Origin of the sequence: Sphingobacterium sp. JUb56 (assembly GCF_014191365.1) — a bacterium.
Taxonomy (GTDB): domain Bacteria; phylum Bacteroidota; class Bacteroidia; order Sphingobacteriales; family Sphingobacteriaceae; genus Sphingobacterium; species Sphingobacterium anhuiense.
Window position 1 is genome coordinate 4,455,373 of the sequence record NZ_JACHWL010000001.1, and the last position, 26,371, is coordinate 4,481,743.

Sequence of the window (26,371 nt, forward strand, 5' to 3'; positions counted from 1 at the left end):
CTATGTATAATTAATCTAAATAAAGGGATGTCGAATTTAAAAATAATATGGTTAAGTCTATATTTAATCATATCGTTTACTGCTTACGCACAACAGAGAGGAGAAATAAAAGGAAGAATAAGTACCACCTCAAATACACCTATTGAGGGTGCAACTATTACAATTCTTGAAACAAATCAAGTGACCCAAGCTGATAAAAGCGGTTTATTTTCAATAAAAAATATCGCTTTTGCCAACTATACTATACGAGTATCTGCTGTTGGATTCAAAGCCAAGGACAGAACTTTTCTTATTAGCCAGAAAAACACTGAAGTGCTATCTATAAAATTGGCTTCACAACAGACAACAATGGATGAAGTCGAGATCGTTGCAAGATCCGAAGCAAAAGAAATACAAAAGCAACCATTTAATGTTACAGCAATCGATGCGAAGAAATTGTACAATACAACAATGGATATTGGTCAGGCATTAAATCGTGTTTCGGGCGTTAGACTGCGAGAGTCGGGTGGTGTAGGGTCAAACATGAATTTTAGCTTAAATGGTTTTTCGGGCAATCAGGTTAAATTATTCGTTGATGGAATTCCTATGGATAATTTCGGATCGTCCTTTCAGTTAAACAACATACCAATCAATTTTGCAGAACGAGTTGAAGTCTACAAAGGTGTCGTTCCAGTATGGTTAGGAGGCGATGCATTAGGTGGAGCAGTCAACATTGTAACCAAAAACCAGCCGGGAAAATATTTAGATGCTTCATATTCATATGGCTCATTTAACACCCACAAAACTTCAGTTAATGCCGGATACATTGCTAACAACGGTTTTACAATGATGCTTTCTGCTTTTCAAAATTATTCGGACAACAATTACTTGGTAAATGTAAGATCATACAATTTTGAAACCGGAAAATTTTACCCCGCCGAAAGAAGGAAACGTTTCCACGATGCATACAGAAATGAAACATTAGTATATAATATGGGCGTTTCTAATAAAAAATACGCAGATCAGCTCCTTTTTGGTATTACCCTTGGTCAGAATAAGAAAGAAATCCAGACAGGTAATACTATGGAAGATGTATTTGGAGGTCGAGAAAGCCAAGGAAACATTGTACAGCCCACTTTTAAATACATCAAGAGAAATTTATTGACAGCAGGTTTAGATGTAACGATAAACGCTCGATACAATTTCGGTACGGAAAGAAGTTTGGATACCGTCCCAAGAAGATTCACTTGGACAGGAGAAAGTATACCTAAAAATCCAAAAGATCCAAATGCTCCAGGAGGTGAAAACGACTTAACAGATTACCGCTACAAAAACAACAATGGCAATCTTACGGCCAACATCTCTTATGCAATTAACAAGAATAATAGCATTATGATCAATCATTTGTTGACAACATTTGACAGAAAAGGAAAAGATCATTACTATCCAGATTTAGAAGTTAATAAGCTCCCACGCAAAACAATAAAAAACATTACAGGAATCGGATATAGAACCTCCATACGTGATCGTTGGGATGCTAATATTTTTCTAAAAAACTACAATCAAAATGGAAAATACTTCAATGAACTTGAGAAGGAAATTTATGAGAATGTGGAAATATCAATCAATAAAATCGGATATGGCTTAGCAACTTCCTATTTCCTGAATCCAGACATTCAACTAAAAGCTTCCTATGAGAAAGCATACCGACTTCCCGATAATACCGAATTATTTGGTGATGCCATCAATATTAGTGGTAATCCTGGTCTAAGACCCGAGAGTAGTGATAATATCAACTTAGGTTTATCATATGCTTTAAAATTACAAAAAAACCAACAAATTATCATAGATGCCAATTACATTTTCCGCAATGCTAAAGATTTTATACGCCAGTATGTAGGACCATTAAGCAGCAATAATAAGAGAGAACTTAAAAGTGCTAATCTAAGAAGTGTACGAAACAATAGTGTTGATATCAACTTAAAATATTATTTCAAGAACCTGTTTTCAGTTGGAGGAAATATGACCTACCAAAACCTGATCAACACGACTAAAGTTGAACCTTCGCAAATTATACAAAGTAGTATCTACAAAGATAGAATGCCAAATATGCCCTATTTATATGGTAATGCTGACGCGGCTTACTATTTTCACAACGTCGGTAAACAGAATAATACTTTAACGGTAGGATATAATCTTCAATATATACATGAGTTCTTTTTAGATTGGCCAAGTTTAGCGACCCCATCTCAAAGATATAGAATCCCAACTCAAGTGTCACATGATGTCAACATCATCTATTCTTTAGCATCTGGAAAATATAATATCGCTTTAGAATGTAATAATCTAACCGATGCAACACGTTTCGACAATTTCGAAATGCAAAAACCAAGTAGATCTTTCAATATTAAGTTCAGATACTTTATACGTACAAAATAACAATCACAATTCAATAAATAAATACAATGAAAAAGTTAAACACTTTAAAAATGCTGACCCTAGCATGTGGCGTTTTAGCCATCACTGCATGTTCAAAAGACAATCCTTCTGATGGAGGAAGTGATACCGGAAATTCCGGAAAAAGAGAAAAATTTGTTTTTATCGTAAATGGACAAGGTAGTGGAGAAGCTGGAACTTCAGGTAATTATATCCTGTCAACAGATAATGTAAGCGATGGAACACTCAGTATTGTAGGTAACGGTATGCCAGCGACAGAACAATCCTTTATCAATCAGAACAACTATATCTTTGGACTAACATATGGTGGTCAAGGACCGATAACCCCGTACAACATTGACAGTAAAGGTGAGTTCCAGAGACTTAAAGATGAACAAGTAAATGCTGAGACATCAGGTATTTATGGACATTTTGGAGACAAAAATATTATATTAGGTACCACAAATAGAAGTATTGTTAATCCAGTGGCAACCCTAAGAAATTACGATGCTCAAAATTTCTCTATAGCAAATAAAAACACCGTTGATCTATCCAAAGTTTTAGGCGGAAAAAGAATGGCCATCTGGACCGGCGTGTTTCAAGTCGGAAATAAAATATATGTACCTTTTCAATCTGGAGACGGATCAAACAACTGGGGCGGTAATTTCACAACCACCGACACTACTTACATCGGTATCTTCTCTTATCCTGAGCTAAAATTCGAAAAAACAATTAGAGATGGACGTGGTTCACATATTGGAAATTGGTGGGCACAACAAGGTCTTGCTGTAGACAACAAAGGTGATGCATACGTTTGGTTTTCAGCAAATGAAGCATCTTTAGCTTCTAAAAACAAATCAGGATTTCTTCGAATTAAGAAAGGAACGGATGAATTTGATAAAGACTATTATTTTGATATTGAATCATTAGGAAATGGCAAAATTGCAAGAGGAAGTTATCTTAAAGATGATAAATTCTTAATGACAGTTTATAATAAAGGCGAACAAGCTGAAGGTGTAGGAGGTGGATTAGTAAAATTATACATCGTCGATATTCAGACAAAAAAGATGACTGAAATCAAAGAAATTCCTGCCCATGAACAACAAGGATATAAGGACGTCGTATTTGTTGAAAAAGATGGCAGTAAAGCTTACTATGCATGTCAGAGTTTAGAAGACAAACAATATTATACCTATACAATTGACATCAATAATGCAACAGCCAAAAGAGGTTTAAAATTTGTCGGTGTATCTGGTGTTTCGTCCATGAGTAAAATCAATTACTAAAAATAAAAATCCATTTATTCTGTCAAAGAAATACTTTGACAGAATAAATTTTATCACTTTATAAATAGCGCTTTAAATTATTATGCTCAGCAAAATTAATGCATGGCTACATCTTTGGTTAGGACTAGCGGCAGGCATACCTGTTGTTATCCTAAGTATAACCGGCTGTGTACTTGTCTTCGAACATGACATCAAAGAATTCACTACAAATTATATTCGCGTAGAAGCACAAAGATCAGAAGATCAGCTTCCTCCATCTGCAATCTACAAAGCTGTAAAGACAGCCATTCCAGACAAAGAAATAGCTAGTTCCTGGTATTATGGTTTAGATAAATCAGTTAAAGTAAGTTTAGACCACTCCGATAGTTTAGTCTATGTCAATCCTTATACAGCTGAGATCCTAGCTGTTGTTAATCATGAAGATTTCTTTCATTTCATGGATGAGGGGCACCGTCATCTATGGATGCCGAACAAGATCGGCCGTCAAGTAGTCGGCTGGAGTACTTTTATATTCTTTTCACTACTAATCACTGGTCTTATTTTATGGTGGCCAAAAAAATGGAACAAAAGATCTCGTGAGCAGAGTTTTACCATCAAATGGAAAGCGCGGTTCAAACGAGTAAATTATGACCTGCACAATGTATTAGGATTTTACGGACTAACCATAGCCTTAGTTATGTGCCTTACAGGGTTAATCATGAGCTTCCCGTGGATGCGCAAATCAGTAGTTTGGCTCAGCGGAGGATACCCGAATAAACCTAAAGTAGAACAAGTTGAAAAAGAAATACCTGATGATCAGCCCTTGAATGATGCATTGGTTGTTGCTGATCAAATCTGGTATAAAGTGCGCCATGAATATGCTCGCCATAACAAAGAAGCCGTTATCGTCCACTACCCTGAAGCCGAGGATAAATCCGTATATGCATGTACAGATATGGAAAACGGTATATGGCGTGACTTAAATTTTGATCGTAATACGCTAGAATTAACAGGCAGAAAACAAGGTCCCATTGATGATGCCAATACCACAGAATGGCTAATGCGCGCAAATTATGCCTTACATACAGGATTCATTGGGGGAATGACTACTAAAATAATATATTTTTTAGCATCACTTATTTGCGCAACATTACCGATTACTGGTTTCTATATCTGGTGGGGGAAAAAGAAAAAAACAGTAAAAAAATCAAAATCTATTCATCCAATAACATCTTAATCTTGCAGACATGTTTCATCATAGCAGCTACTTACTTAGTTTATTTCTAGTTTTTACTTTATTTGTTGCCAGTGCTCAAAATTCTGCTAAAATCATGGGCCGTGTCCTAGATGAACAGAACGAACCTGTACCCCATGCACAAGTAACTTTACATCGCGTTCATGATGGAACTGTCGCAAAAATTATTACTGCCGATAGCATAGGGAATTTTATTTTCCCTAATGCACCATATGGAAATTACTATGTGCATATAAAAAATATGACACACGAAGATTTTAAAACATCTCAATTCATATTAAGCGAGCACGTGAATGCATATGATTTTGGGAAAATTGTATTGCTTCAAAACAATGCTTATCTGAGTGAGGTTGTCATCAATAAACGCAAGCAATTTATAGAACAACATCAAGATAAAACCATTTTCAACATAGAAAACTCTGCATTAGCAGATGGTAACAGTGGATTAGAACTTTTGACCAAAATTCCAGGTATAAGTCTAGATGATAATGGAACCTTCAGTTTAAAAGGAAAATCTGGTGCTTCTATCATGATTAACGGAAAACTTACCTACCTCTCCGCAGATCAGCTAGCCAATTTGTTAAGAAGCACATCCTCAAACGATATAACAAAAATTGAAGTTATGACTAATCCTAATGTCAAGCAAGATGCGGCAGGAACATCAGGGATAATCAATATCGTATTAAAAAAAGGATTGAAGCAAGGGTTGAACGGAGCTGTTTCCGGAAATATGGGAGCAGGTCGCGGATTACACCTAGGCGGTAGTTTAGACCTAAATTACAGAACGGAAAAAGTAAATATCTTCGGAAATTACAATCAATACTTTCAAAATTTAGAGTATTACAATTCATTAACACGCTACTTTTATAAAGATACGCAAGCAGAACCAGAAACCTACTCCCAACAGGAAAACAAAATTCAACCGAAACTGCGTTCAAATAATTTCAGAGTTGGTATGGATTTTTATTTAAGTTCAAAACAGACTTTGGGATTTCTAGTAAATGGAGGCTTTGGTAAATATCCAAAATATGAACCAACCACCAATCATTTTAGAAACTATGCGACAAAAGATCTCATCTGGTCGGCTTCAACCATAACCGAAGGAAAAGAAAGATGGGAAGACATGTTATATAACATCAATTATAACCTGAAGTTCAACGAAAATGGACATGAACTAAAAGTGGATTTTGATATGATTGACCATTATTCCAAAATGGATCAAACACTAAATACTAAATACAGTAATGAAAATCAAAATAATATACGCCCCTTATCATCACGCACTGGCGATATTCCCTCAGACAGTAAGGTTTATGTTGCAAAAATTGATTATACCCTCCCTTTTAATGAAACTTTTAAGCTAGAAACTGGTTGGAAAGCAAGTCATATCCGGACAGAAAACGATTTGCGGTATGATACATTGCTAAATGAGAGTTATGTTCCAGATCTATCGACAAGTAATCACTTCATTTATAAAGAAACGATACAAGCAGGTTATGTCAATCTATCAAAAACTTGGAGCAAATTTTCAACACAAGTAGGATTACGAGCAGAGCACACATCTACCGATGGTAATCAAATAACTTTAAATGAACATTTCTCTAAAGATTATTTAAAGTTTTTCCCATCAGCATTTTTATCTTATAGCATCAATAACAATCATAAAGTACAACTAAGCTATAGCTATCGCATCGAGCGTCCATCCTTCTGGAGTCTAAACCCATTCCGCGTCTATACAGACCCCTTCTCCTATTCAGAAGGGAATTCAAAACTAGATCCTGCTTACGAGCACTCTTATGAAGCTAACTATACACTAGCTAACAAATATATATTTACGTTAAATTATGCAGACAGATCTAATGTCGTAAATGATATCATAGGATTAGATCCTACAAACAAACAAATCACTTTTGAAAGACCCGAAAATATCGGTTCATTCAAAAATTTTGGCGTATCATTCATGGCTCCTACACAATTATTTTCCTGGTGGACAGCTACACATTTTGCAAACTATTACAGAAACGAATATGAGATTCCACAAGAAAATGAACTAATCAAAAGATCAGGCAATACGTTATCATTAAATACACAAAATACTTTCAAACTACCCAAAGATTGGTCTGTAGAGATTGGAGGAAATTATAATTCTGGTCTGACCATTGGTTTAACGAATATCAAAAGTTACGGACTTATTTACAGTGGAATACAAAAGAGCATTTTAAGTAAAAAAGCAACGATTAAGCTGGTCGTTAACGACATATTTCATACCAATAACCGTCGATATGAAACAGTATCCAATCCAGTGAGATTAATAGGAAAATCAAATCCCGATAGCAGAACAGCAATTTTATCATTCAATTACCGATTTGGAGGTTCAGATAACAGAGCAAAAGAACGCTCAACAGGTTCGGAAGATATCAAAAATAGATTATAAAAATCAACACGATGCAAAGGTGATATTCCACACCAGTATAAATAGAAAACAGCTATCAAAAGAAATTGATAGCTGTTTTCTATTTATACTTATTCGAGCGTTGTAAATACGAACAACTTTGAAAACTTCAGAACATATATCCTTACTAATTAATCTCTTTACGAAGAAGCACATTTTAGCAAGAAACCTGCCCTGCATATTAATAAACAATAAAACATTAATTTCCTAAATCATCATATGACATTCATATCAAAAACACCATAAATAGAACTATCTCAAAATTGTTATCTTTGTAAAAAAATCAAATATGTCTGTTAAGATTGGCGAAAATATAGATTTAGGAGACTTTCCATTATTGCTAGCTCCAATGGAGGATGTAAGTGATCCGCCATTCCGTTTTGTTTGTAAGCAAAATGGGGTAGATATGATGTATACGGAATTTATCTCTTCAGAAGGATTAATTCGAGACGCAGCAAAATCACGTAAAAAGTTAGATATCTTCGAGTATGAAAGACCAATAGGTATACAAATCTTCGGTTCCGAAATCGAACACATGAGACAGTCATCCGAAATCTGCACATTAGCAAATCCAGATCTAATCGATATTAATTACGGTTGTCCAGTTAAAAACGTTGCTTGCCGTGGAGCAGGTGCTAGTTTATTGCAAGATATCGATCGTATGGTCGCAATGACAAAAGCAGTCGTGGAAGGAACACATCTACCAGTTACTGTGAAGACCCGCCTTGGCTGGGACGATGATACCAAAAATGTTTATGAAGTGGCAGAACGTTTACAGGATATCGGTATTAAAGCTTTATCAATACATGGACGTACACGCGCACAAATGTATAAAGGGCAAGCAGATTGGTCTATGATTCGTGATATTAAGCGTAATCCACGCATTAAAATTCCAATTTTTGGAAACGGCGATGTAGATTCTTTAGAAAAAGCAATTGCATGGCGCCAGGAATATGAAGTTGATGGTATTATGATTGGTCGCGCCTCAATTGGATATCCTTGGATATTTAGAGAAATAAAACACTTTTTCAACACAGGAGAACGTTTAGCCGGTCCAACAATTGCTGAACGTGTAGATGTGTGCAGAACACATTTGATTAAATCAATTGAATGGAAAGGACCTAAAACAGGTATTTTCGAAATGCGTCGTCATTATTCAAACTACTTTAAAGGTATACCAGACTTTAAAGAATACAGAATGCGATTAGTCAGTCTTCAGACATTCGAAGAGATCCAAGAAGTGTTAGACGAAATACAACATAACTTTGCAGAAGAAGCTATTTATTAAAAATAGCTTCTTCTAACTTTTAGACTTCAACATCTTCATTACCGTTTTCCTCTCGACAAAAACGGTTCCCAATAAGTAAGCAATCAACATCATATTGCCAATCCAAAAATTCCGGTCAAATACTATGTAATGGATATAAACGATCATAGTACCAACCAACATATAAGCCCCAATTTTAAAGATCTTATAAGGAATTGGATAATTCTTTTGTCCCCAAAAATAGGATAAAAATACCATTACACCATAAGTTATGGTCGTCACATAAATTGCACCGACATAGCTGTAGCGCGGAATCAGGATATAACACAATATAATTGTAATTAAAGCCCCAATACCTGAAATATAGAGACCGTATCGTGTTTGATCAGAAAGTTTATACCACACAGAAAGGTTCATATATATCCCAAGCATCACATAGTTGAATAAAATAACAGGAATAATAAATAGACCCGACCAATATTCTGCACTCTCTGAAGCAGATCCTCCTTGAATAAAATACTTAAGCCATTCAATATTGACAGACAATCCGATCATGACAACCATCATAGCAATCACAAAATATTCCATGATCATTGCATAAACCTTTTTCGAATTATCATTTTTGGCATAGGAGAAGAAAAAAGGTTCGGCTCCTAAACGAAATGCCTGCACGAAAATGCTTAAGAAAACAGCAATCTTTGCAATAGCACCATATATACCAACATCTCGGTCAGCAATACTTTTCGGTAATAATTCAGGCATTAAAATCTTATCTAGGTTTTCGTTTATGATAAATGAAATATTAGCGATCAAAATAGGAAAGCTATATCGAAACATATCACCTAATAACACCCGATCAATTTTAAAATTAAATGTTCTAATCTCGGGCAACAGCATCAACAATGTCACTGCACTCGCTACAAAATTAGAAATAAACACATAACCCAACCATGAGTTTATATACCAGCTAGAAAAATATGGTTCAGTATCCGGAAAATGTTGAAGTAAATAAGGTATGAAGACAATGAATGTCAAGTTTAAAATAACAAATGTGATGATATTGACTAACTTCAATACGCCGTAGCGCAATGGCCGACCATTAGCACGAACTTTGGCAAAAGGAACAACAGCAAGTGCATCAACGACTAAAGTAAGTCCAACAAAGTAAATATAGCTTTTATATTGACCTACAGAGTCAATATTTTCTTTTGCAAACCAATGCGCAATGTCATTAGAAAAAATAAGAATAGTTAATAGAAAAATTAAAGAAGTAAAAATGGTGACAACAAAGCTATTATTGAATACTTTAGATTTATCCTTCTCCTCAACTTTCTGTAAATATCTAAAATAGGTTGTTTCCATCCCAAAAGCTAGGAATGCATTGATCATAGCTGCCCAAGAATACATATTCGTAAATATTCCATAGGTGGAAGCTTCAAATTTACGAACGAAAATTGGCGTTAAAACAAAATTCAGTAATCTAGAGATGATAGTACTGAGACCGTAGATCAAGGTTTGACCAGCAAATTTCTTAAAAACAGACAAGATATTAAGATTTATTTAGACGATTTTTTTAGCACTTCAAAATTCTTAAAATCTTCCCAGACGCCCTCTTCACAAATCACTTCTTCCACTACTGCGCGCTCAGGTCCCTCTTCACAGAATTCTTTTAAACAATCTAGAGCAAAATCATCACCCTCTGCCTCAATATAAACAGAACCATCCGCTAAATTTCTAACAAACCCTTTAATACCCAATTGGTCGGCAACTGCTTTGGTAGATAACCTAAAATAAACCCCCTGTACTTTTCCTTTGATAGAAATATTAACATGTTTCATATCAACAAAAGTACAGAAGATTTTGAGTATTTTACTATGCTAATCTTTGCACCGTAACTTTATCAGATAATCTAAAATGTTCCATATTTTTTAATAGAACAAGACCTGGTTTTTTACCAACTTCAATTGAACCAAATTTATCATCGATATTTAAAGCCTGTGCCCCATTAATAGTAGCCCACTGGATAGATTGCTGAAAATCTAAATTATCAAAATGTTTATGTAACACTTTTAATTCATCTAAAATTGAAAGCTTATCATTGGATGCTAAACTATCTGTACCGATTACAATTTTTTGATTATCGTTTACAAAGTTCATTACTTTTGGCAATTGACCTTCAATATAAAGATTCGCCTTCGGACATAAACACCATACGATATCACGGCCCATTCGGTCCACAAAATCAAGGTCTTTCAATGACGTATACGTATTGTGAACCAAGATCAACTTATTAGGATGAGGTAAATATGGTAAATATGACTGAATTGAATTTCTAGCCTGAGCTTTAAACAAATCAGGATTTTTCCCTATTACTTTAAAGAAATCGATAAATCCTCCCGTTTTATAACGAAACAATCTATTTTCTTCATCACTCTCTTGATTATGAATACTGATAATATTAACATCAGAAACTGCTTTTTTAAATTTCTTCAGAAGTATTTTCGAACAAGAATAAGGAGCATGTGGTGTAATTGAAGAATGTGCTGGATCAAATTCATGAATCAAATCCTTAGCCTCCTGCAATCGACCATCAGCTTCATCCGGCTCTACTCCGAAGACTTCGACAAAAGTGTGGTAAAGAATCTTACTAGACTCCTTAATGTTAGATGTGTTATCAGAATTCACGTGATCTCCAACTGCCACAATACCATTATTGTACATTTCTTCATCAGCAGCAGCCATCGCTTTATCAATCACTTTTAAAGAAGTGCCACGACTTGTCATAACCGAAGAAAGAAAAGCTGGTAATCCAGTTTTTTGCGGAATCGTACCCTTCATATGGGACAATTCTAAGTGACAATGCGCATTAATAAATCCAGGAACAATAACTCCTTCAAATTTTTCAATATGCTGGCCGCTCAATTCTACGTCTTTACTTTCATAAATCCCAAGGATTTCACCATCATCATTAACTTTTACCACTCCATCTTTAATAGGTAAAGATGTAATTGGTAAGATATAGGTAGCGCTAAAATATTTCATTATTATAAAAACTTTAATAGTTACTTAGCATTCAGGTCAACGCAAAGGAACTGTGGTTATTAACGTTAAAATTCGTGCCAAAATTTAGTAAAAAAAATATTACCATTAAAAAAAACAAATTTACACAATTAGTTTAATTATTTAATCGTGATAAAAATCAAAGACTTTTAGATAAATTAACTTATAAGAATGTAACATAAATTTAAACCTTAATAAAAACTCCCTTGTTGCTAAAAATAATTAACATGAGCTAAAAGTTTGAATTTTAGCATATTTTTTGAAGGTAGGGAATAAGTTTAAATTCAGCCAATATATTATCTAAAAACCACAATTTTATTCATTTTTGTAGCGATTCAATGACGTTATGTCAGTGAAGCATCAATAAATCATGGAATTATAAATGGACATCCTTTTAGTTATTAAAAAAAGAAACCGGATCAATACAGCTACTTTAAAATCCGAAAGAAGCTAAAGATAAAGCAACACAACATTCATCATAATACAATCCTATAAACGAAAATCTATTCCACTTATTTTTACGAGCAAAACAAATTGATATTCCAAAACTCAATTCCTCAACATCCATTTTTACATTATATTTTTAGTACAGATTTTATTTAATACCTTCGCATTATCAATAAGGGGTGCCTTGTTCTACGAACACGAATAAAGGCTGAGATTATACCCAACAATACATTTATGTGTTGTGCACCTGATCCAGATAATGCTGGCGGAGGGAAAAGGTTAGTTAAATAAGTGAAAAACTGTTGTAACCCCTAGCAATAGTTTGTTTAACTCAAAATTCAATTAAAAAACATGATTAAAAATTTAATCAGCACAGTGCTATTTCTAGGAATAACATTATCCGTATCAGCTCAAAACGCTTTATCCATCAAAGTCTTAGACAATGAAACAAAAAAATCGTTACAGGGCGCAAGTATCGTTCTGACAAAAAATCAGAGTAAGAATTTAACAACTGATCGAAATGGTACTTCAAAGTTTTCAGGATTACCTGATGGACAATACGCCATAACAATCTCTTACATAGGCTATAGTACAGAAAAGAAGCAGATTGATCTGGTACAAAATACTGATCTTGAAATCTTTCTAAAACCACGTGCTATAAAAACAGAAGAAGTCCTGGTCATGGCAACACGTGCCAAAAACAACTCTTCTACAACCTATAAAAATATTAGCAAACAAGATATCGCTAAAAACAATTTCGGACAAGATATTCCATACCTACTAGATCAAACACCATCTGTCGTCATAGGATCGGACGCAGGAGCAGGTATAGGATATACAAATATGAAAATAAGAGGATCTGATAATGCCCGCATAAATGTAACATTGAATGGAATTCCGTTGAATGACGCGGAAAGTATGGGCTCATTCTTCGTCAATCTTCCCGATTTTGCATCCTCTACCGAGAGTATCCAGATTCAAAGAGGAATTGGAACTTCTACAAACGGGGCGGGATCATTCGGGGCATCACTAAACATACAATCCAATACACTCGAAAAAGAGCCGTACGTAGAATTCAACAACTCTTTCGGCTCCTATAATTCTTGGAAAAATACTTTGAAAGTAGGTTCAGGACTACTAAATAATAAATTTGCCTTTAATGTTCGCCTCTCACGTATCTTGAGCGATGGTTATATCGACCGAGCATCTTCCGATTTAAAGTCTTTTTATGTAGATGGAGGTTATTATAGTGACAAACATATTTTAAAGGCCATTGTATTCTCTGGCAAGGAAAAAACATATCAATCTTGGTACGGAACACCAGAGCCAAGATTAAACAATGATGTAGAGGGGATGAAAGATTATGCCGTCAATGATGGCTATACACAGCTAGAAACAGAAAATCTATTAAATTCTGGTCGCACTTACAACAAATACCTATATAAAAACCAAACAGACAACTACACGCAAACACATCACCAGTTACATTACACCAATTTTATCAATGAAAAACTAATTTTTAATGCGGCATTACATTACACCAGAGGTGCAGGCTATTACGAAGAATTCCGACCTGAAGACGACTTTTCAAAATACAATTTACCACCAGTCATTTCAGGAACCGATACCATCAAACAAACCGATTTGGTAAGGAGAAGATGGTTAGATAATTACTTCTATGGGACTACCTTTTCCTTCAACTATAATCCTTCACAGACAATAAAATTGACATGGGGTGGAGCTACAAATCAATATAAGGGAGATCATTACGGTGAAATAATCTGGGCAAAATATGCTTCCGCTAGCAACTTAGGGGATAAATACTATCTCAATGATGCTAAAAAAGATGACATCAGCACATTTCTGAAAGCAGACTTTACATTCGAAAAATGGTTATTATTTGCGGATATACAGTATCGTAATATTAATTACCAAGTAAAAGGTGATGACGATAAAATCAAAGGAATGGATTTTAAAAGAAAATTCAATTTTGTAAATCCAAAATTAGGAATTACTTACCTCATCAATGAAAATTCAAATTTATACGCCTCATATGCCTATGCTAGTAAAGAACCTGTCAGAAATGACTTTGTTGATCTAAAAGGAAACAATCCCAAACCAGAGAAAATGCAAGATATCGAAGCTGGCTACCGCTTCAATAATGAAACATTTAACATCGGTACGAACTTTTATGGTATGTTCTATAAAGATCAACTTATTCCGACCGGAGCACTTAATAATGTAGGTTCTCCATTGAGAATGAATATCCCAAATAGCTATAGAATAGGCTTAGAAGTAGATGCCGCATGGAAAATTTCAGCGTACTTTGGTTGGAAAGCAACAGCGGGACTAAGTCAGAACAAAATCAAAAATTACACGGATGAAACGAGTGGAGAATTCATTAAAAAAACAGATATTGCACTTTCTCCGGCAACTATTTTATCAAGCGAGTTCACTTATCGCCCTCTTCGTTCAGTAGAAATTGCACTATTATCAAAATATATTTCAAGACAATATCTGGACAATAGTTCAGCCAAAGTAAGAAGTATAGACCCTTCATTTGTAAACAATATTAGAGCTATTTATAATTTCTCCATATTAGGTTTGAAAAATATAGACCTTGGACTTACTGTCAACAATATCCTAAATGAAAAATATCAAACCAACGGATATACTTGGGGTTATATGGACGGTACATCTCGAAAATATTTTAATTTTTACTATCCACAGGCTACAACAAATTTTATGTTAAGCCTAAACGTAAAATTCTAATAAAACAACTTGCGCCTTCAACATTATTTTAAGGCGCAAGTTGTTTTACAGCATTTTCAAGATCCATGACGTCAACAATACTTAATCAGATCAAACTCAATAGTTGGCATTTTTTTCTTAATATTGTCCTATGCGTGCAGTAATACAACGAGTTTCCAGGGCGAGCTGTTCGGTCGATAGCAAAATAACAGGTCAGATTAAAGACGGCTTACTAATCCTTATTGGGATCGAAGAGGAAGATACAATTGAAGATATGAAATGGATGGCACAAAAATTCGTCAATCTTCGAATATTTAATGATGAAAACGGTTTAATGAATAGATCGGTGCTAGACATACGTGGTGAAATATTACTTATATCCCAATTCACATTATTCGCACAAACAAAAAAAGGAAATCGCCCCTCTTTTATCCGTGCAGCCAAACCAGATAAAGCACAGCCAATGTACATACAAATGGCCCACTATCTTAGCACTTTAATAAACAGCGAAGTGCAAATGGGAATATTTGGTGCAGATATGAAAATTGATTTATTAAATGATGGGCCCGTTACCATCATAATGAATACACAGGATAAAGATAATTTCTAATACTATGACAATAAAAGAAGCACAGGAGACCATTGATAAATGGATCAATACAACAGGTATTCGCTATTTTAATGAATTAACAAACACAGCAATGCTAATGGAAGAAGTTGGAGAAGTTGCTAGAATTATGGCAAGACAGTATGGCGAACAATCATTTAAAAAATCTGATAAAGAAGTAAATTTAGCGGATGAAATGGCCGATGTTCTCTTTGTATTAATGTGCCTGGCCAATCAAACCGGTATTGATTTAACAGATGCGCTAGAAAAAAATTTAGAGAAAAAATCAATCCGTGACGCCGATCGACATAAAAACAATGAAAAATTAAAGTAATACAACATTACTATAATTTAGTTCGTTATATAAGTATCAAATTAATTTTAATACAGTTTGCATGCAAACTGTTGAAGGGCTGTATCAAGAAACTTGATACAGCCTTTTAATTTCTTTATCTTTAATGCAGATCATTAATTCCCTCTGGAAATGAATTTAACACATTACGTCCATACATTAAAACACTATGTGCTTTTAGCAATCTTACTTACAGGATTAACACACGCTTCAGCACAAGATAGAAATAAAGAATTTACCTTTCAATATGACCCTCAGGAAATCGTTAATGGTAGCCAATACCAAAAGATCCAGATCCTGGATTCAAGAAAAGACACGACTCATTACGGAATCATACAAAAAGGTTTCTTAGGAAAATCCGCTACTGTAGTTGCAAATCCAGCTCTTGAAGATCAATTGCAGAAATATCTAGAAACAATCAGTAATGGAAATACGCAGAGAGATACATTGCTTTTGCAAATTCGAAGATTATCATTTTCTGAAATTGGTGGTGGAATCAAAGAAAAGGGCTTTTTTGATTTCAGAGCAAATCTATATCAAAAAAAAGGGAACAATTATTTCCCATTAAATCATATCGACAGTAGCTTTCAAGTTTCAGGAATCGATGTCTCCAACAAATTATTAAAAAAAGGAAGCCTCATTATAGATTCATTCATTCGTAAAAATTTAAAAGTAAAAGACATATCGTCCGAATCATTAACCTTACATGATATCCAAAACATTGATTACAAGGAAAAAGAGAAATTACCATTATATGCCGCAGAACATCTCGTGGACGGGATTTATATGAGCTATGAAACTCTAAAAAACCAAAAACCAGATTATCCGCTAGTTGATGAGAAAGATAAAAAAGGCAAAATCAAATACTATTATTACACCAATGAAAAAGGGAAAAAAGTAAAATTAAAAGATTCACAGATATATGCCGTGGTAGATAATGACGAAACCTATGTCTCCACAAGTTTTGGATATTATCCACTTGTAATGGAAAATGACGAATACTATTTCTATGGTTTAGCAGAAGAAAACAGTACGAGCTTCTCGATATCAGCAGGCATAGGATCAGGTTTTGGATATGGAGGTGGAATGATTGGAATTGGAGTGGGATCAGCACCTTCAAACATTAAGCGATACAAAATAAAAATTGACCATGTAGATGGAAATTTTGAAAAAATAGAACAACTACCTAATTAAGATTATGAAAAAAAGCAAATTCTATTTGTTTATTATTACGGCGGCGCTGTCAGTACAATCGTGCACAGTTTCGTTAGAACTTGATAAAAAACCCAAGACCTTCAATAAGGCGGCGGTTGTTACCGCGCATCCCTTAGCTTCAAAAGTTGGTGTAGATATCCTAAAAATGGGGGGCAACGCCATTGATGCCGCTGTCGCAGTACAATTTGCATTAGCAGTAGTTTACCCTAATGCTGGAAACATAGGTGGTGGTGGGTTTATGGTCTACAGAAGTAGTAAAGGTGAAATCAATGCTTTAGACTTTAGAGAAAAATCACCAGAAAAAGGACATGCTAATATGTACCTAGACAAGCAGGGAAATGTAATAGAAGATCTAAGTGTATATGGCCATTTATCCGCAGGAGTACCAGGATCAGTTGACGGAATGGTTGAAGCTCACAAAAAGTATGGCAAATTATATTGGAAAACTTTATTAAATCCTGCTATAGCATTAGCTGAAAAAGGCTTTCCGATTACAAAACAACAGGCAGAAGAATTCAACGAATATAAAGAAAGCTTTCAAAAATATAACCCAAGTGGCGCCCCTATACTGAAAACCACCAGCTGGAAAAAAGGCGATTTATTCCAGCAACAGGAACTGGCTAACACAATTAGAAGAATTGCTGATCATGGTCGTGATGGCTTCTACAAAGGCATAACAGCTGACCTAATTGTTAAAGAAATGCATAAAGGCAATGGCATTATCAGTTATAATGATCTTGAGAATTATAAAGCAGTATGGCGACAACCCGTTACAGGATATTACCGTGGACATAAGATCATATGTATGGCACCTCCATCTAGTGGTGGACCAGCCTTAGTTGCACTATTACAATCAGTAGCACAATATACATTAGGAAAATGGGGATTCCAAAGTGATTCCGCTGTACGTGTAATGGTTGAAGCCGAACGTCGTATTTATGCAGATAGAGCAAAGTATTTAGGTGATCCAGACTTCATAAGAGTACCTGTCAAAGAATTGACAGACTCTATTTTCAACAGTGAAAGATTAAAAGCCGTAAACTTAACCAAAGCAACCGCAAGCAGCGATGTAAAGGCTGCGAAATTTCCAGGATATGAATCAGAAGAAACAACACACTTTAATATCGTCGATTCCGAAGGCAATGCCGTTTCTATTACGACAACACTTAATAATTCATATGGATCACGTGTCTTTGTATCTGGCGCAGGCTTTATATTAAATGATGAAATGGATGACTTCTCAGTTAAACCAGGAGTTCCAAATATCTATGGCCTCGTTGGCGGAAAAGCGAATGCCATCGAGCCAAACAAACGTATGTTAAGTTCAATGACACCAACTATTGTGGAAAAGGATGGAAAGCTATTTATGGTAGTAGGAACACCAGGGGGATCAACAATTATGACCTCCGTCTTCCAAACGATAGTCAACGTAATTGACTATCAACAAAATGCACAGCAATCCGTTTCATCCCCGCGTTTTCATCATCAATGGCTACCCGATCAGATTGATGTAGAAAAAAATGCAATAACTCCCGAAGTAAGAAAAAGTCTAGAAAATGCAGGGTACAAAATATCACCTAGAGGTAATATAGGCAGAGTGGAAAATATCATAATATTACCCAACGGAAAACTCCAGACAGGTGCCGATCCGAGGGGTGATGATACCGCTTCAGGTTTTTAGTATATTAAATTTTAAATAGTATAGATTATTTTTAAAACAATTAAACTTATACAAACATATCAGCTCTATATAACAAACACTGATTTTATGATTAAAAATTATACGTATCCAATCAGCAGAACAATGATGATGCTATTTTTTGCCACTTTAATCGTGAGCTGCAGCATGCTAAAAGGTCCTGACTTTACAAAAATACAAGTTGGCATGACCAAAGAGAAGGTTATTCAGCAACTAGGAAAGCCGGATGCCGTAGTAGCCTCAAAAAAATATCAAGACGGTATATTAGAGATTTATGAATATGGCACTGCACAATTAGAAAATGCGGCAGATTCAACTTCAGGATATAGAATCTACTGGCTATACTTTTTCAACAATGAACTTCAAGAATGGGGAATAAAAAGAAACTATTCACCATCTGATTACGATGGATATTACGAGAAGTATAGACGCCGTCATTAATTAAATAAACAAAAAAGCCCTGTTGCAAAATTGCAACAGGGCTTTTTTATTATATTTAGTAAAGAAGAATGATCTTACATCATTCCGCCCATGCCACCACCCATTGGAGGAGCACCAGCACCATTATTTTCTTCTGGCTCATCAGCTAATACACATTCAGTTGTTAACAACATAGAAGCGATAGAAGCTGCATTCTCTAAAGCTACACGAGAAACTTTAGTTGGATCGATAACACCAGCACCAATTAGGTTTTCGAATACATCAGTACGAGCATTGTAACCGAAATCCCCTGTACCTTCTTTCACTTTCTGAACGATAACAGCACCTTCAATACCAGCATTGAAACAGATCTGACGTAAAGGTTCCTCGATAGCACGTCTGATGATCTCGATACCGATAGTCTCATCTTCATTAGCACCTTTTAATCCTTTTAAAGCGTCAGTAGCACGAATGAAAGCAACACCACCACCTGCAACGATACCTTCTTCAACAGCTGCACGAGTTGCATGTAAAGCATCATCAACGCGATCTTTCTTCTCTTTCATTTCTACTTCAGTAGTAGCACCTACATAAAGAACAGCAACACCACCTGATAATTTAGCTAAACGCTCTTGTAATTTCTCACGATCATAATCAGAAGTAGTTGTTTCGATTTGAGAACGGATTTGAGCAACACGAGATTTAATATCTTCAGCATTACCGGCACCATTAATGATTGTTGTATTATCTTTATCAACAACAACTTTTTCTGCTTGACCTAAGTAAGATAATTCAGCATTTTCTAATTTGAAACCTCTTTCTTCAGAAATCACTGTACCACCAGTTAAGATAGCAATATCCTCTAACATTGCTTTACGACGGTCACCAAACCCTGGAGCTTTCACTGCTGCAACTTTCAGTGAACCACGGATTTTATTAACAACTAAAGTAGCTAATGCCTCACCATCTAAATCTTCTGCAATAATGATTAATGGTTTGCCAGTTTGTACTTGTTTTTCTAAAATCGGCAACAACTCTTTCATGTTACTGATTTTTTTGTCATAGATTAAAATGTACGGATTTTCAAGTTCCGCTTCCATTTTATCAGAGTTTGTAACAAAATATGGAGATAAGTAACCACGGTCAAATTGCATACCTTCTACTGTTTTAACTTCAGTTTCAGTACCTTTTGCTTCTTCTACAGTAATAACACCATCATTACCTACTTTTTCCATTGCTTGCGCAATTAAAGCTCCGATAACTTCGTCATTATTTGCAGAAATTGATGCTACTTGTTTGATTTTATTATTGTCTTGACCAACAGTTTGAGATTGCGATTTTAAATTCGCAACAACTGCTGCTACAGCTTTATCAATACCACGTTTCAAATCCATTGGATTAGCACCTGCTGCTACAGATTTAATACCTGGAGCTACGATAGCCTGAGCCAAAACAGTTGCAGTAGTTGTACCGTCACCTGCTTGATCAGCAGTTTTAGAAGCAACTTCTTTCACCATCTGAGCGCCCATATTTTCTAAGGCATCTTTCAATTCGATTTCTTTAGCAACAGTAACACCATCTTTAGTGATAACCGGAGAACCGAATTTTTTTTCAATGATTACATTACGTCCTTTAGGACCCAAAGTTACCTTTACTGCATTTGCCAATGTGTCAACACCCTTTTTAAGTGCTTCACGAGCTTCAACGTTATATTTTACTTGTTTTGCCATTATCTTTAAATTTTTGAAATTTTCACCTGATCCCAGAAGAGACCAAATTTATTTACATTTGGATACTATATAAAAAAATTAAATAACCGCGTAAATATCAGCCTCACGCATAATTAAATACTCTTTACCTTCAACAGTAATTTCAGTTCCAGCATATTTACCATATAAAACTTTATCACCAACTTTAACAGTCAAAGGTTCGTCAACTTTACCCGTTCCAACTGCTACAACGATTCCTTGTGATGGTTTTTCTTTTGCTGTATCAGGGATGTATAATCCTGAAGCTGTTTTTTCTTCTGCCTGAGCAGCTTCAACTACTACTCTGTCACCGATAGGTTTAATGTTTAATGCCATAATATATTTTATTTTTAGTTCTATTTCAATTATATCTAAATGTCATCAGCAATTATGCCAAAGAGCCAAGAGCAGACTTTTGAGACAAATTTGCATCGAAAAAACAAGGCACTGGCAGATTTCATTCACATTCTGTCAGGCTGTCACGCTACAAAACTGACAATACAAAAAAAGCCCCCAATTACTTGGGGGCTTTCAATTTCTATACAACAACCTATTTAGTTGAATCTGTTACAGTTTTCTGTGCCGGAGCTTGTTGAGCTGGAGCAGGTTGTTGTGTATTATTTAAATTCAATGGACTAGTTTGTGCAGGAGTTTCAATTTGATTACCCAAACCACCACCCACAGTAGCTGTTGTAGTTGGAGCTACGATATTAAATGCTAAACAAAAAACCATGATCGCAATCACTAATCCCCAAGAACCTTTTTCTAAAAAGTCACCTGTACGTTTTACACCCATAATATTAGTTCCACCAGCAAATCCTGATGATAAACCACCTCCTTTTGGATTTTGTATTAAAACTAAAAATGATAATAAAATACTTGCCAAAATTATAAGAGCAATTAATATTCCTTGCATTTCTCTATATGTATTAAGTTAATTTCTTTTCTAAATTTAAAATTTCCGACGCAAAGTACGCATTTTTTTCTGGATATTTCAAAACTAATTTTTTGTAAACCTCTATAGCCTTAGGATATAATCCTTGTTCGATATAAATTCGGGCCAAAGTTTCAGTCACCAGCGAATACTGATCTTCCGAACTTTTCCTTGCTTTATTTTCCAGATTAATCTTATCAGCTGGAGGAGGTTTTATCTGCGGATCCTCTTTGATAAATCGTTCGATCAGATGATCCGTATTTTTCTTCTCTACCTGAAATGGTACCGTATTTTTAAATTCCTCGCTTAACTTAACCTCAGGAGACTGTAGATGAAAAATATTCTCCTTAATCTGTTGATCCAAAACTTGAGCATCAATCGTCTGTTTAAACCGAGTCACATGCTGTTCTGCAGAATGAGCATGATAATTTGGGGCCTTCAAAAATGGCTGGTACGTATCTGCATGCTCTAAACGAGTTTTATGTAACCACCATAAAAAACTATAAGGCATCAGCTCATCGTCATACACACTGATCCGCTCTTCCTCACGCACTTCTTCATCCACAGGACCTATGACAAAGGTCGACTCCACAGATAACATTGGTTCATTAGAAATATCATCTTTAATCTCCTCCAGAATATCATCGGTTTTTTCCAATCGAAAAAAATCATGCGCTACACCGGATTGAATCAAAGCATTTAGTTCCTCTCTTCCATTATCAAGATCTGCAGTTGAATCCTCCTGTACATCATCAATTGTATCTTCGAAAGCAATATAATCATCCGATTCAACTTCAATAGGTAATTCAACAGGAACAGCTTTATGCAGATACTCATATAACCAATTTGGATTAGCAGCATAGAGCAATGTCGAAGAAATATTATGAACTTCCCTATTTAGCAAGTAGAGGTGTCTTTCATAAGCAAAACGAAGAGACTGCGCATATGGAAATTTGGCAATCAAGGACAACAAATCAGATTCCGAAAGAGATAACGGATTGTTGATCGCTTGATGAAACAAGTTTATATCGTCTGAAATTCGTCTATTTTCCATATCTCAAACCACTACCAATTAGCAAATGCTTTATTGTAAACATCTTCTGTCAACATTAGAATAATTTCTTTATTTAATGTTTCCTCTTGAGCCGATTGCAATTGACCAGAAAAATCTTTAAACCTTGTGAAAGATTGTTCAAAATTATCCTTCTCAACGATTTTATTATGATAATTTACTTTAATCGTTATTGAAAGGCGATTTAATGCAGCACGATCCGTTCCTGCCTCAACAGCAGCGGGACTAATCGTATAATCCGTGATAAAACCCTCAAAAGTTGCATCAGCATTATCATTAACCTGACTCAACCGCGATTGATTACGTATACGCTCTTTTAAGGCTTCTGTAAAATTCTGACTTAAGGTTGGATAAACCATTGATGCAATATTCTCAAAGTACAATACGCTCACTGTTTTCATCCCATCAGGAATAGATCCACCGGTAAAACCATATTTTACACCACAGCTTGTTGTAAAAAACAACATCGCTATCATGATAAAACCCGGTAGCAAACTTGATCTAAGCTTCTTCATAAACGAGATTATAAATCTAAATTTAAGTCTTTAATTTTTCTGTACAAAGTTCTTTCGGAGATACCCAACTCCTGCGCTGCCGCTTTACGTTTACCACGATGCTTCTTAAGCGCTTTTTTAATCAAATCGGATTCTTTCTCTGTTAAAGATAACGATTCTTCAACTTCTTCGGCATCTTGTGTATCATAATTTAAATATCCATCTTGACCCGGGTTACTTTTCAGCACATTAGGTTGATGTATAGTCAATGTCTGTGAAGCGGCCAAATGATCTTGAAGCCGATCAGCACTAGGTTCAACCTCTTGATACAATCGATTAATATAGGGAGAATTTTCATCAAACGTGGAAGGATTAACTCCATTTTGAATCAATTCAACAACCAATTTTTTCAAATCAACCATATCTTTCTTCATATCAAAAAGAACCTTATATAAAAGATCGCGCTCTGAAAAATCATCCTTTCCACTTTGATTAGCAACTACTGCTGGTAAAGTAGAACGGCTTTCAGAAGGAAGATAATTTTGTAAAATTCGCGCATCCACAACTCGTTCTTTCTCAAGAACGGCAATTTGTTCCGCAATATTTTTCAACTGGCGCACATTTCCTGGCCAGCTGTATGTCTTCAATAGTTGTTGTGCATCGTCAGTCAGCTGTATGCTTGGTGAGCGGTATTTATCAGAAAAATCGACAACAAACTTTCTAAATAACAAATAAATGTCTTCCGCACGTTCACGTAATGATGGAATCCGAAGGGGAACAGTGTTCAATCTGTAATAAAGATCTTCTCGAAATTTACCATTTTGTACAGCATTAAAAACATCAACATTTGTCGCTGCAACTACGCGAACATTAGTTTTCTGAACCTTAGAAGAACCCACACGGATGTATTCACCAGACTCTAAAACACGTAGCAAACGAGCCTGTGTACCTAAAGGTAACTCCCCTACCTCATCTAAAAAAATAGTACCACCATCGACAACCTCAAAATATCCCTTTCTTGCTTCATGTGCCCCAGTAAAAGAACCTTTCTCATGACCAAACAATTCCGAATCAATTGTTCCTTCAGGAATAGCCCCACAGTTCACAGCAATAAAAGCACCGTGTTTACGCGCGCTTAATTGATGAATAATATGTGAAAACACCTCCTTACCACTACCACTCTCCCCTTGGATCAAAACTGAAATATCAGTAGGAGCCACTTGACGGGCAATATCTATAGCCCTATTAAGTAAAGGTGAGTTACCTATAATCCCAAATCGATTCTTAATATCTTGATTATCCATCCTCTAAATTTAAGAATAAAGACCTCTATTATATTCTAATTAATCAACTATTTTACCCAGTAAAGTAGCCGAAGTACAAGACTCGATCATTACAGTAACGTAATCACCAGCCTGATAACGTTCATCTACAGGAAAAATAGCCATTGCATTTTGATCATTACGACCAGCAAAATCTTTATCCGAGCGTTTTGAAAAACCCTCAATTAAAACACGTTGGTTTTTACCTACAAATTGCTGTAAACGTTCAAAACTATGTGCTCTTTGTTTCGCAACAATTTCTGTTAAACGACTTTTCTTAATTTCTTCTGGAATATCATCAGCATAACGTTTAGCAGCTAATGTACCCGGACGTTCCGAATACGCAAACATAAACGCATAATCATACTTCACGTAATCCATCATGCTCACTGTATCTTGATGCTCTTCTTCCGTTTCTGTACAAAAACCAGTAATGATATCTGTTGAAATACCACAACCCGGAATAATCCGGTTGATTGCATCAATACGATTGATATACCAATCTCTATCATAAGTACGGTTCATTAATTCTAATACTCTAGAATTTCCAGACTGTACAGGTAAATGAATGTATTTACAGATGTTATCATAGCTTGCCATTGTATGCAGCACCTCATCAGTAATATCTTTTGGATGAGATGTCGAGAATCGAACACGTAATAACGGGTTCACTTCAGCCACCAATGCTAATAAGTTCGCAAAATTAACAGGAGCACTTGCTTCTTGCCCTTCAATTGTAGGGGCAGTATATTTATATGAATCAACGTTTTGTCCCAACAAAGTGACCTCACGATATCCTGCATTGAACAAATCATGCGCTTCCTTCACAATAGATGCCGCATCACGACTGCGTTCCCTACCTCTGGTAAATGGAACAACACAGAACGAACACATATTATCGCATCCGCGCATAATCGAAATAAACGCTGTGATACCGTTCGAGTTTAAACGAACAGGACTTATATCAGCATATGTTTCTTCACGAGAAAGCAATACATTAACAGAACGATTTCCATCGTCCACCTGTGAAATTAAATTTGGCAAATCACGATAAGCATCAGGACCAACAACAACATCAACTAACTTTTCTTCTTCCAAAAATTTAGCTTTCAATCGTTCTGCCATACATCCCAACACACCCACGATCATACCAGGGTTGCTTTTCTTAGCAAATTCAAATTCTTTCAAACGATTACGTACACGTTGCTCAGCATTCTCACGAATGGAACATGTATTGATAAAGACAACGTCTGCCTCTTGATAATTTTTCGTTGTTTCAAATCCTGTCTCCAATAAAATAGAAGCAACTATTTCACTATCAGAAAAGTTCATTTGACAACCATAACTCTCAATATATAACTTACGTCCATTACCTTTGGAAACATTATTTTCAATCAATAAGGCTTCACCTTGACGCGTCTCGTCGTGTTCCTTAGTTGTATGCGCAAAATCTAACATAGCTCAAAATTCAAAGACTACAAAGTTAGGAATAAATATTGAATTGATGACAGTTTGTCATATTAATATTGCACCTAAATGAATATAAAAACCAACAAAAAAGCGCTGATGATACATCAGCGCTTTTTTAAATATAAA

21 protein-coding genes and 1 riboswitch are annotated in these 26,371 nt (G+C 35.4%); of the genes, 11 read left to right on the plus strand and 10 right to left on the minus strand.

Going from position 1 to position 26,371, the window contains the following annotated elements:
• Positions 1 to 27 precede the first annotated feature (27 nt).
• From FHR29_RS18995 to dusB, 5 genes are all read left to right on the plus strand, one after another.
• Positions 28 to 2,418, plus strand: coding sequence for a TonB-dependent receptor (locus FHR29_RS18995; protein ID WP_183916292.1), 2,391 nt, complete (start codon positions 28 to 30; stop codon positions 2,416 to 2,418).
• Positions 2,419 to 2,444: 26 nt separating this feature from the next.
• Positions 2,445 to 3,701 carry a DUF4374 domain-containing protein gene (locus FHR29_RS19000; RefSeq protein WP_132771573.1) on the plus strand — a complete coding sequence of 419 codons (1,257 nt, stop codon included), beginning with the start codon at positions 2,445 to 2,447 and terminating at the stop codon, positions 3,699 to 3,701.
• 82 nt (positions 3,702 to 3,783) lie between these two features.
• A complete protein-coding gene (locus FHR29_RS19005; protein WP_132843537.1) occupies positions 3,784 to 4,917 on the plus strand; it encodes a PepSY domain-containing protein in 1,134 nt (377 codons plus the stop codon).
• A 10-nt stretch (positions 4,918 to 4,927) separates the two neighbouring features.
• Positions 4,928 to 7,369, plus strand: a complete 2,442-nt coding sequence (locus tag FHR29_RS19010; RefSeq protein ID WP_183916293.1) for an outer membrane beta-barrel family protein — start codon at positions 4,928 to 4,930, stop codon at positions 7,367 to 7,369.
• Positions 7,370 to 7,676: 307 nt separating this feature from the next.
• Positions 7,677 to 8,675: a tRNA dihydrouridine synthase DusB gene (gene dusB / locus FHR29_RS19015; RefSeq protein WP_021192357.1), complete on the plus strand. Its 999-nt coding sequence runs from the start codon at positions 7,677 to 7,679 to the stop codon at positions 8,673 to 8,675.
• Positions 8,676 to 8,687: 12 nt separating this feature from the next.
• Here the strand turns inward: dusB and FHR29_RS19020 are convergent, their stop codons facing one another.
• The 3 genes from FHR29_RS19020 to FHR29_RS19030 are packed head-to-tail and all read right to left on the minus strand — an operon-like array spanning position 8,688 to position 11,696.
• Complete coding sequence (locus FHR29_RS19020; RefSeq protein WP_132843534.1) at positions 8,688 to 10,199, minus strand: oligosaccharide flippase family protein; 1,512 nt, start codon at positions 10,197 to 10,199, stop codon at positions 8,688 to 8,690.
• 11 nt (positions 10,200 to 10,210) lie between these two features.
• On the minus strand, positions 10,211 to 10,492 hold the full coding sequence (locus tag FHR29_RS19025; RefSeq protein ID WP_021192356.1) for an acylphosphatase: 282 nt from the start codon (positions 10,490 to 10,492) through the stop codon (positions 10,211 to 10,213).
• Between the two features lie 34 nt (positions 10,493 to 10,526).
• On the minus strand, positions 10,527 to 11,696 hold the full coding sequence (locus tag FHR29_RS19030; protein ID WP_206368607.1) for an amidohydrolase family protein: 1,170 nt from the start codon (positions 11,694 to 11,696) through the stop codon (positions 10,527 to 10,529).
• A gap of 630 nt (positions 11,697 to 12,326) precedes the next feature.
• A riboswitch (TPP riboswitch) is annotated at positions 12,327 to 12,452 on the plus strand.
• A gap of 60 nt (positions 12,453 to 12,512) precedes the next feature.
• Here FHR29_RS19030 and FHR29_RS19035 point away from each other — a divergent pair.
• The 6 genes from FHR29_RS19035 (at position 12,513) to FHR29_RS19060 (ending at position 19,226) form a co-directional block, all read left to right on the plus strand.
• Positions 12,513 to 14,933, plus strand: a complete 2,421-nt coding sequence (locus FHR29_RS19035) for a TonB-dependent receptor (protein ID WP_183916294.1) — start codon at positions 12,513 to 12,515, stop codon at positions 14,931 to 14,933.
• A gap of 130 nt (positions 14,934 to 15,063) precedes the next feature.
• The gene (gene dtd, locus FHR29_RS19040; RefSeq protein WP_132771580.1) at positions 15,064 to 15,522 is read left to right on the plus strand and encodes a D-aminoacyl-tRNA deacylase; all 459 of its coding nucleotides are present in this window, start codon (positions 15,064 to 15,066) and stop codon (positions 15,520 to 15,522) included.
• A gap of 4 nt (positions 15,523 to 15,526) precedes the next feature.
• On the plus strand, positions 15,527 to 15,853 hold the full coding sequence (locus FHR29_RS19045) for a nucleotide pyrophosphohydrolase (protein WP_021192353.1): 327 nt from the start codon (positions 15,527 to 15,529) through the stop codon (positions 15,851 to 15,853).
• 150 nt (positions 15,854 to 16,003) lie between these two features.
• A complete protein-coding gene (locus FHR29_RS19050; protein WP_183916296.1) occupies positions 16,004 to 17,065 on the plus strand; it encodes a hypothetical protein in 1,062 nt (353 codons plus the stop codon).
• Positions 17,066 to 17,069: 4 nt separating this feature from the next.
• Positions 17,070 to 18,767, plus strand: a complete 1,698-nt coding sequence (ggt, locus tag FHR29_RS19055; RefSeq protein ID WP_183916298.1) for a gamma-glutamyltransferase — start codon at positions 17,070 to 17,072, stop codon at positions 18,765 to 18,767.
• Positions 18,768 to 18,854: 87 nt separating this feature from the next.
• Positions 18,855 to 19,226, plus strand: coding sequence for a DUF3192 domain-containing protein (locus tag FHR29_RS19060; protein WP_132843526.1), 372 nt, complete (start codon positions 18,855 to 18,857; stop codon positions 19,224 to 19,226).
• 74 nt (positions 19,227 to 19,300) lie between these two features.
• On the opposite strand, the gene groL is transcribed toward FHR29_RS19060, so the two are convergent.
• From groL to miaB, 7 genes are all read right to left on the minus strand, one after another.
• Entirely contained in the window at positions 19,301 to 20,938 is a 1,638-nt protein-coding gene (groL, locus tag FHR29_RS19065; protein WP_207898652.1) for a chaperonin GroEL, read from the minus strand.
• A gap of 75 nt (positions 20,939 to 21,013) precedes the next feature.
• The gene (gene groES, locus FHR29_RS19070) at positions 21,014 to 21,289 is read right to left on the minus strand and encodes a co-chaperone GroES (RefSeq protein WP_021192191.1); all 276 of its coding nucleotides are present in this window, start codon (positions 21,287 to 21,289) and stop codon (positions 21,014 to 21,016) included.
• A 214-nt stretch (positions 21,290 to 21,503) separates the two neighbouring features.
• Positions 21,504 to 21,869 carry a preprotein translocase subunit SecG gene (gene secG / locus FHR29_RS19075; protein ID WP_132771584.1) on the minus strand — a complete coding sequence of 122 codons (366 nt, stop codon included), beginning with the start codon at positions 21,867 to 21,869 and terminating at the stop codon, positions 21,504 to 21,506.
• A gap of 13 nt (positions 21,870 to 21,882) precedes the next feature.
• Positions 21,883 to 22,941, minus strand: a complete 1,059-nt coding sequence (locus FHR29_RS19080; RefSeq protein WP_132771585.1) for a tetratricopeptide repeat protein — start codon at positions 22,939 to 22,941, stop codon at positions 21,883 to 21,885.
• An 11-nt stretch (positions 22,942 to 22,952) separates the two neighbouring features.
• On the minus strand, positions 22,953 to 23,474 hold the full coding sequence (locus FHR29_RS19085) for an LptE family protein (protein ID WP_132771586.1): 522 nt from the start codon (positions 23,472 to 23,474) through the stop codon (positions 22,953 to 22,955).
• 8 nt (positions 23,475 to 23,482) lie between these two features.
• The gene (locus tag FHR29_RS19090; RefSeq protein WP_021192197.1) at positions 23,483 to 24,757 is read right to left on the minus strand and encodes a sigma-54-dependent Fis family transcriptional regulator; all 1,275 of its coding nucleotides are present in this window, start codon (positions 24,755 to 24,757) and stop codon (positions 23,483 to 23,485) included.
• A 39-nt stretch (positions 24,758 to 24,796) separates the two neighbouring features.
• Positions 24,797 to 26,233, minus strand: coding sequence for a tRNA (N6-isopentenyl adenosine(37)-C2)-methylthiotransferase MiaB (miaB, locus tag FHR29_RS19095; protein WP_021192198.1), 1,437 nt, complete (start codon positions 26,231 to 26,233; stop codon positions 24,797 to 24,799).
• Between the last annotated feature and the right edge of the window lie 138 nt (positions 26,234 to 26,371).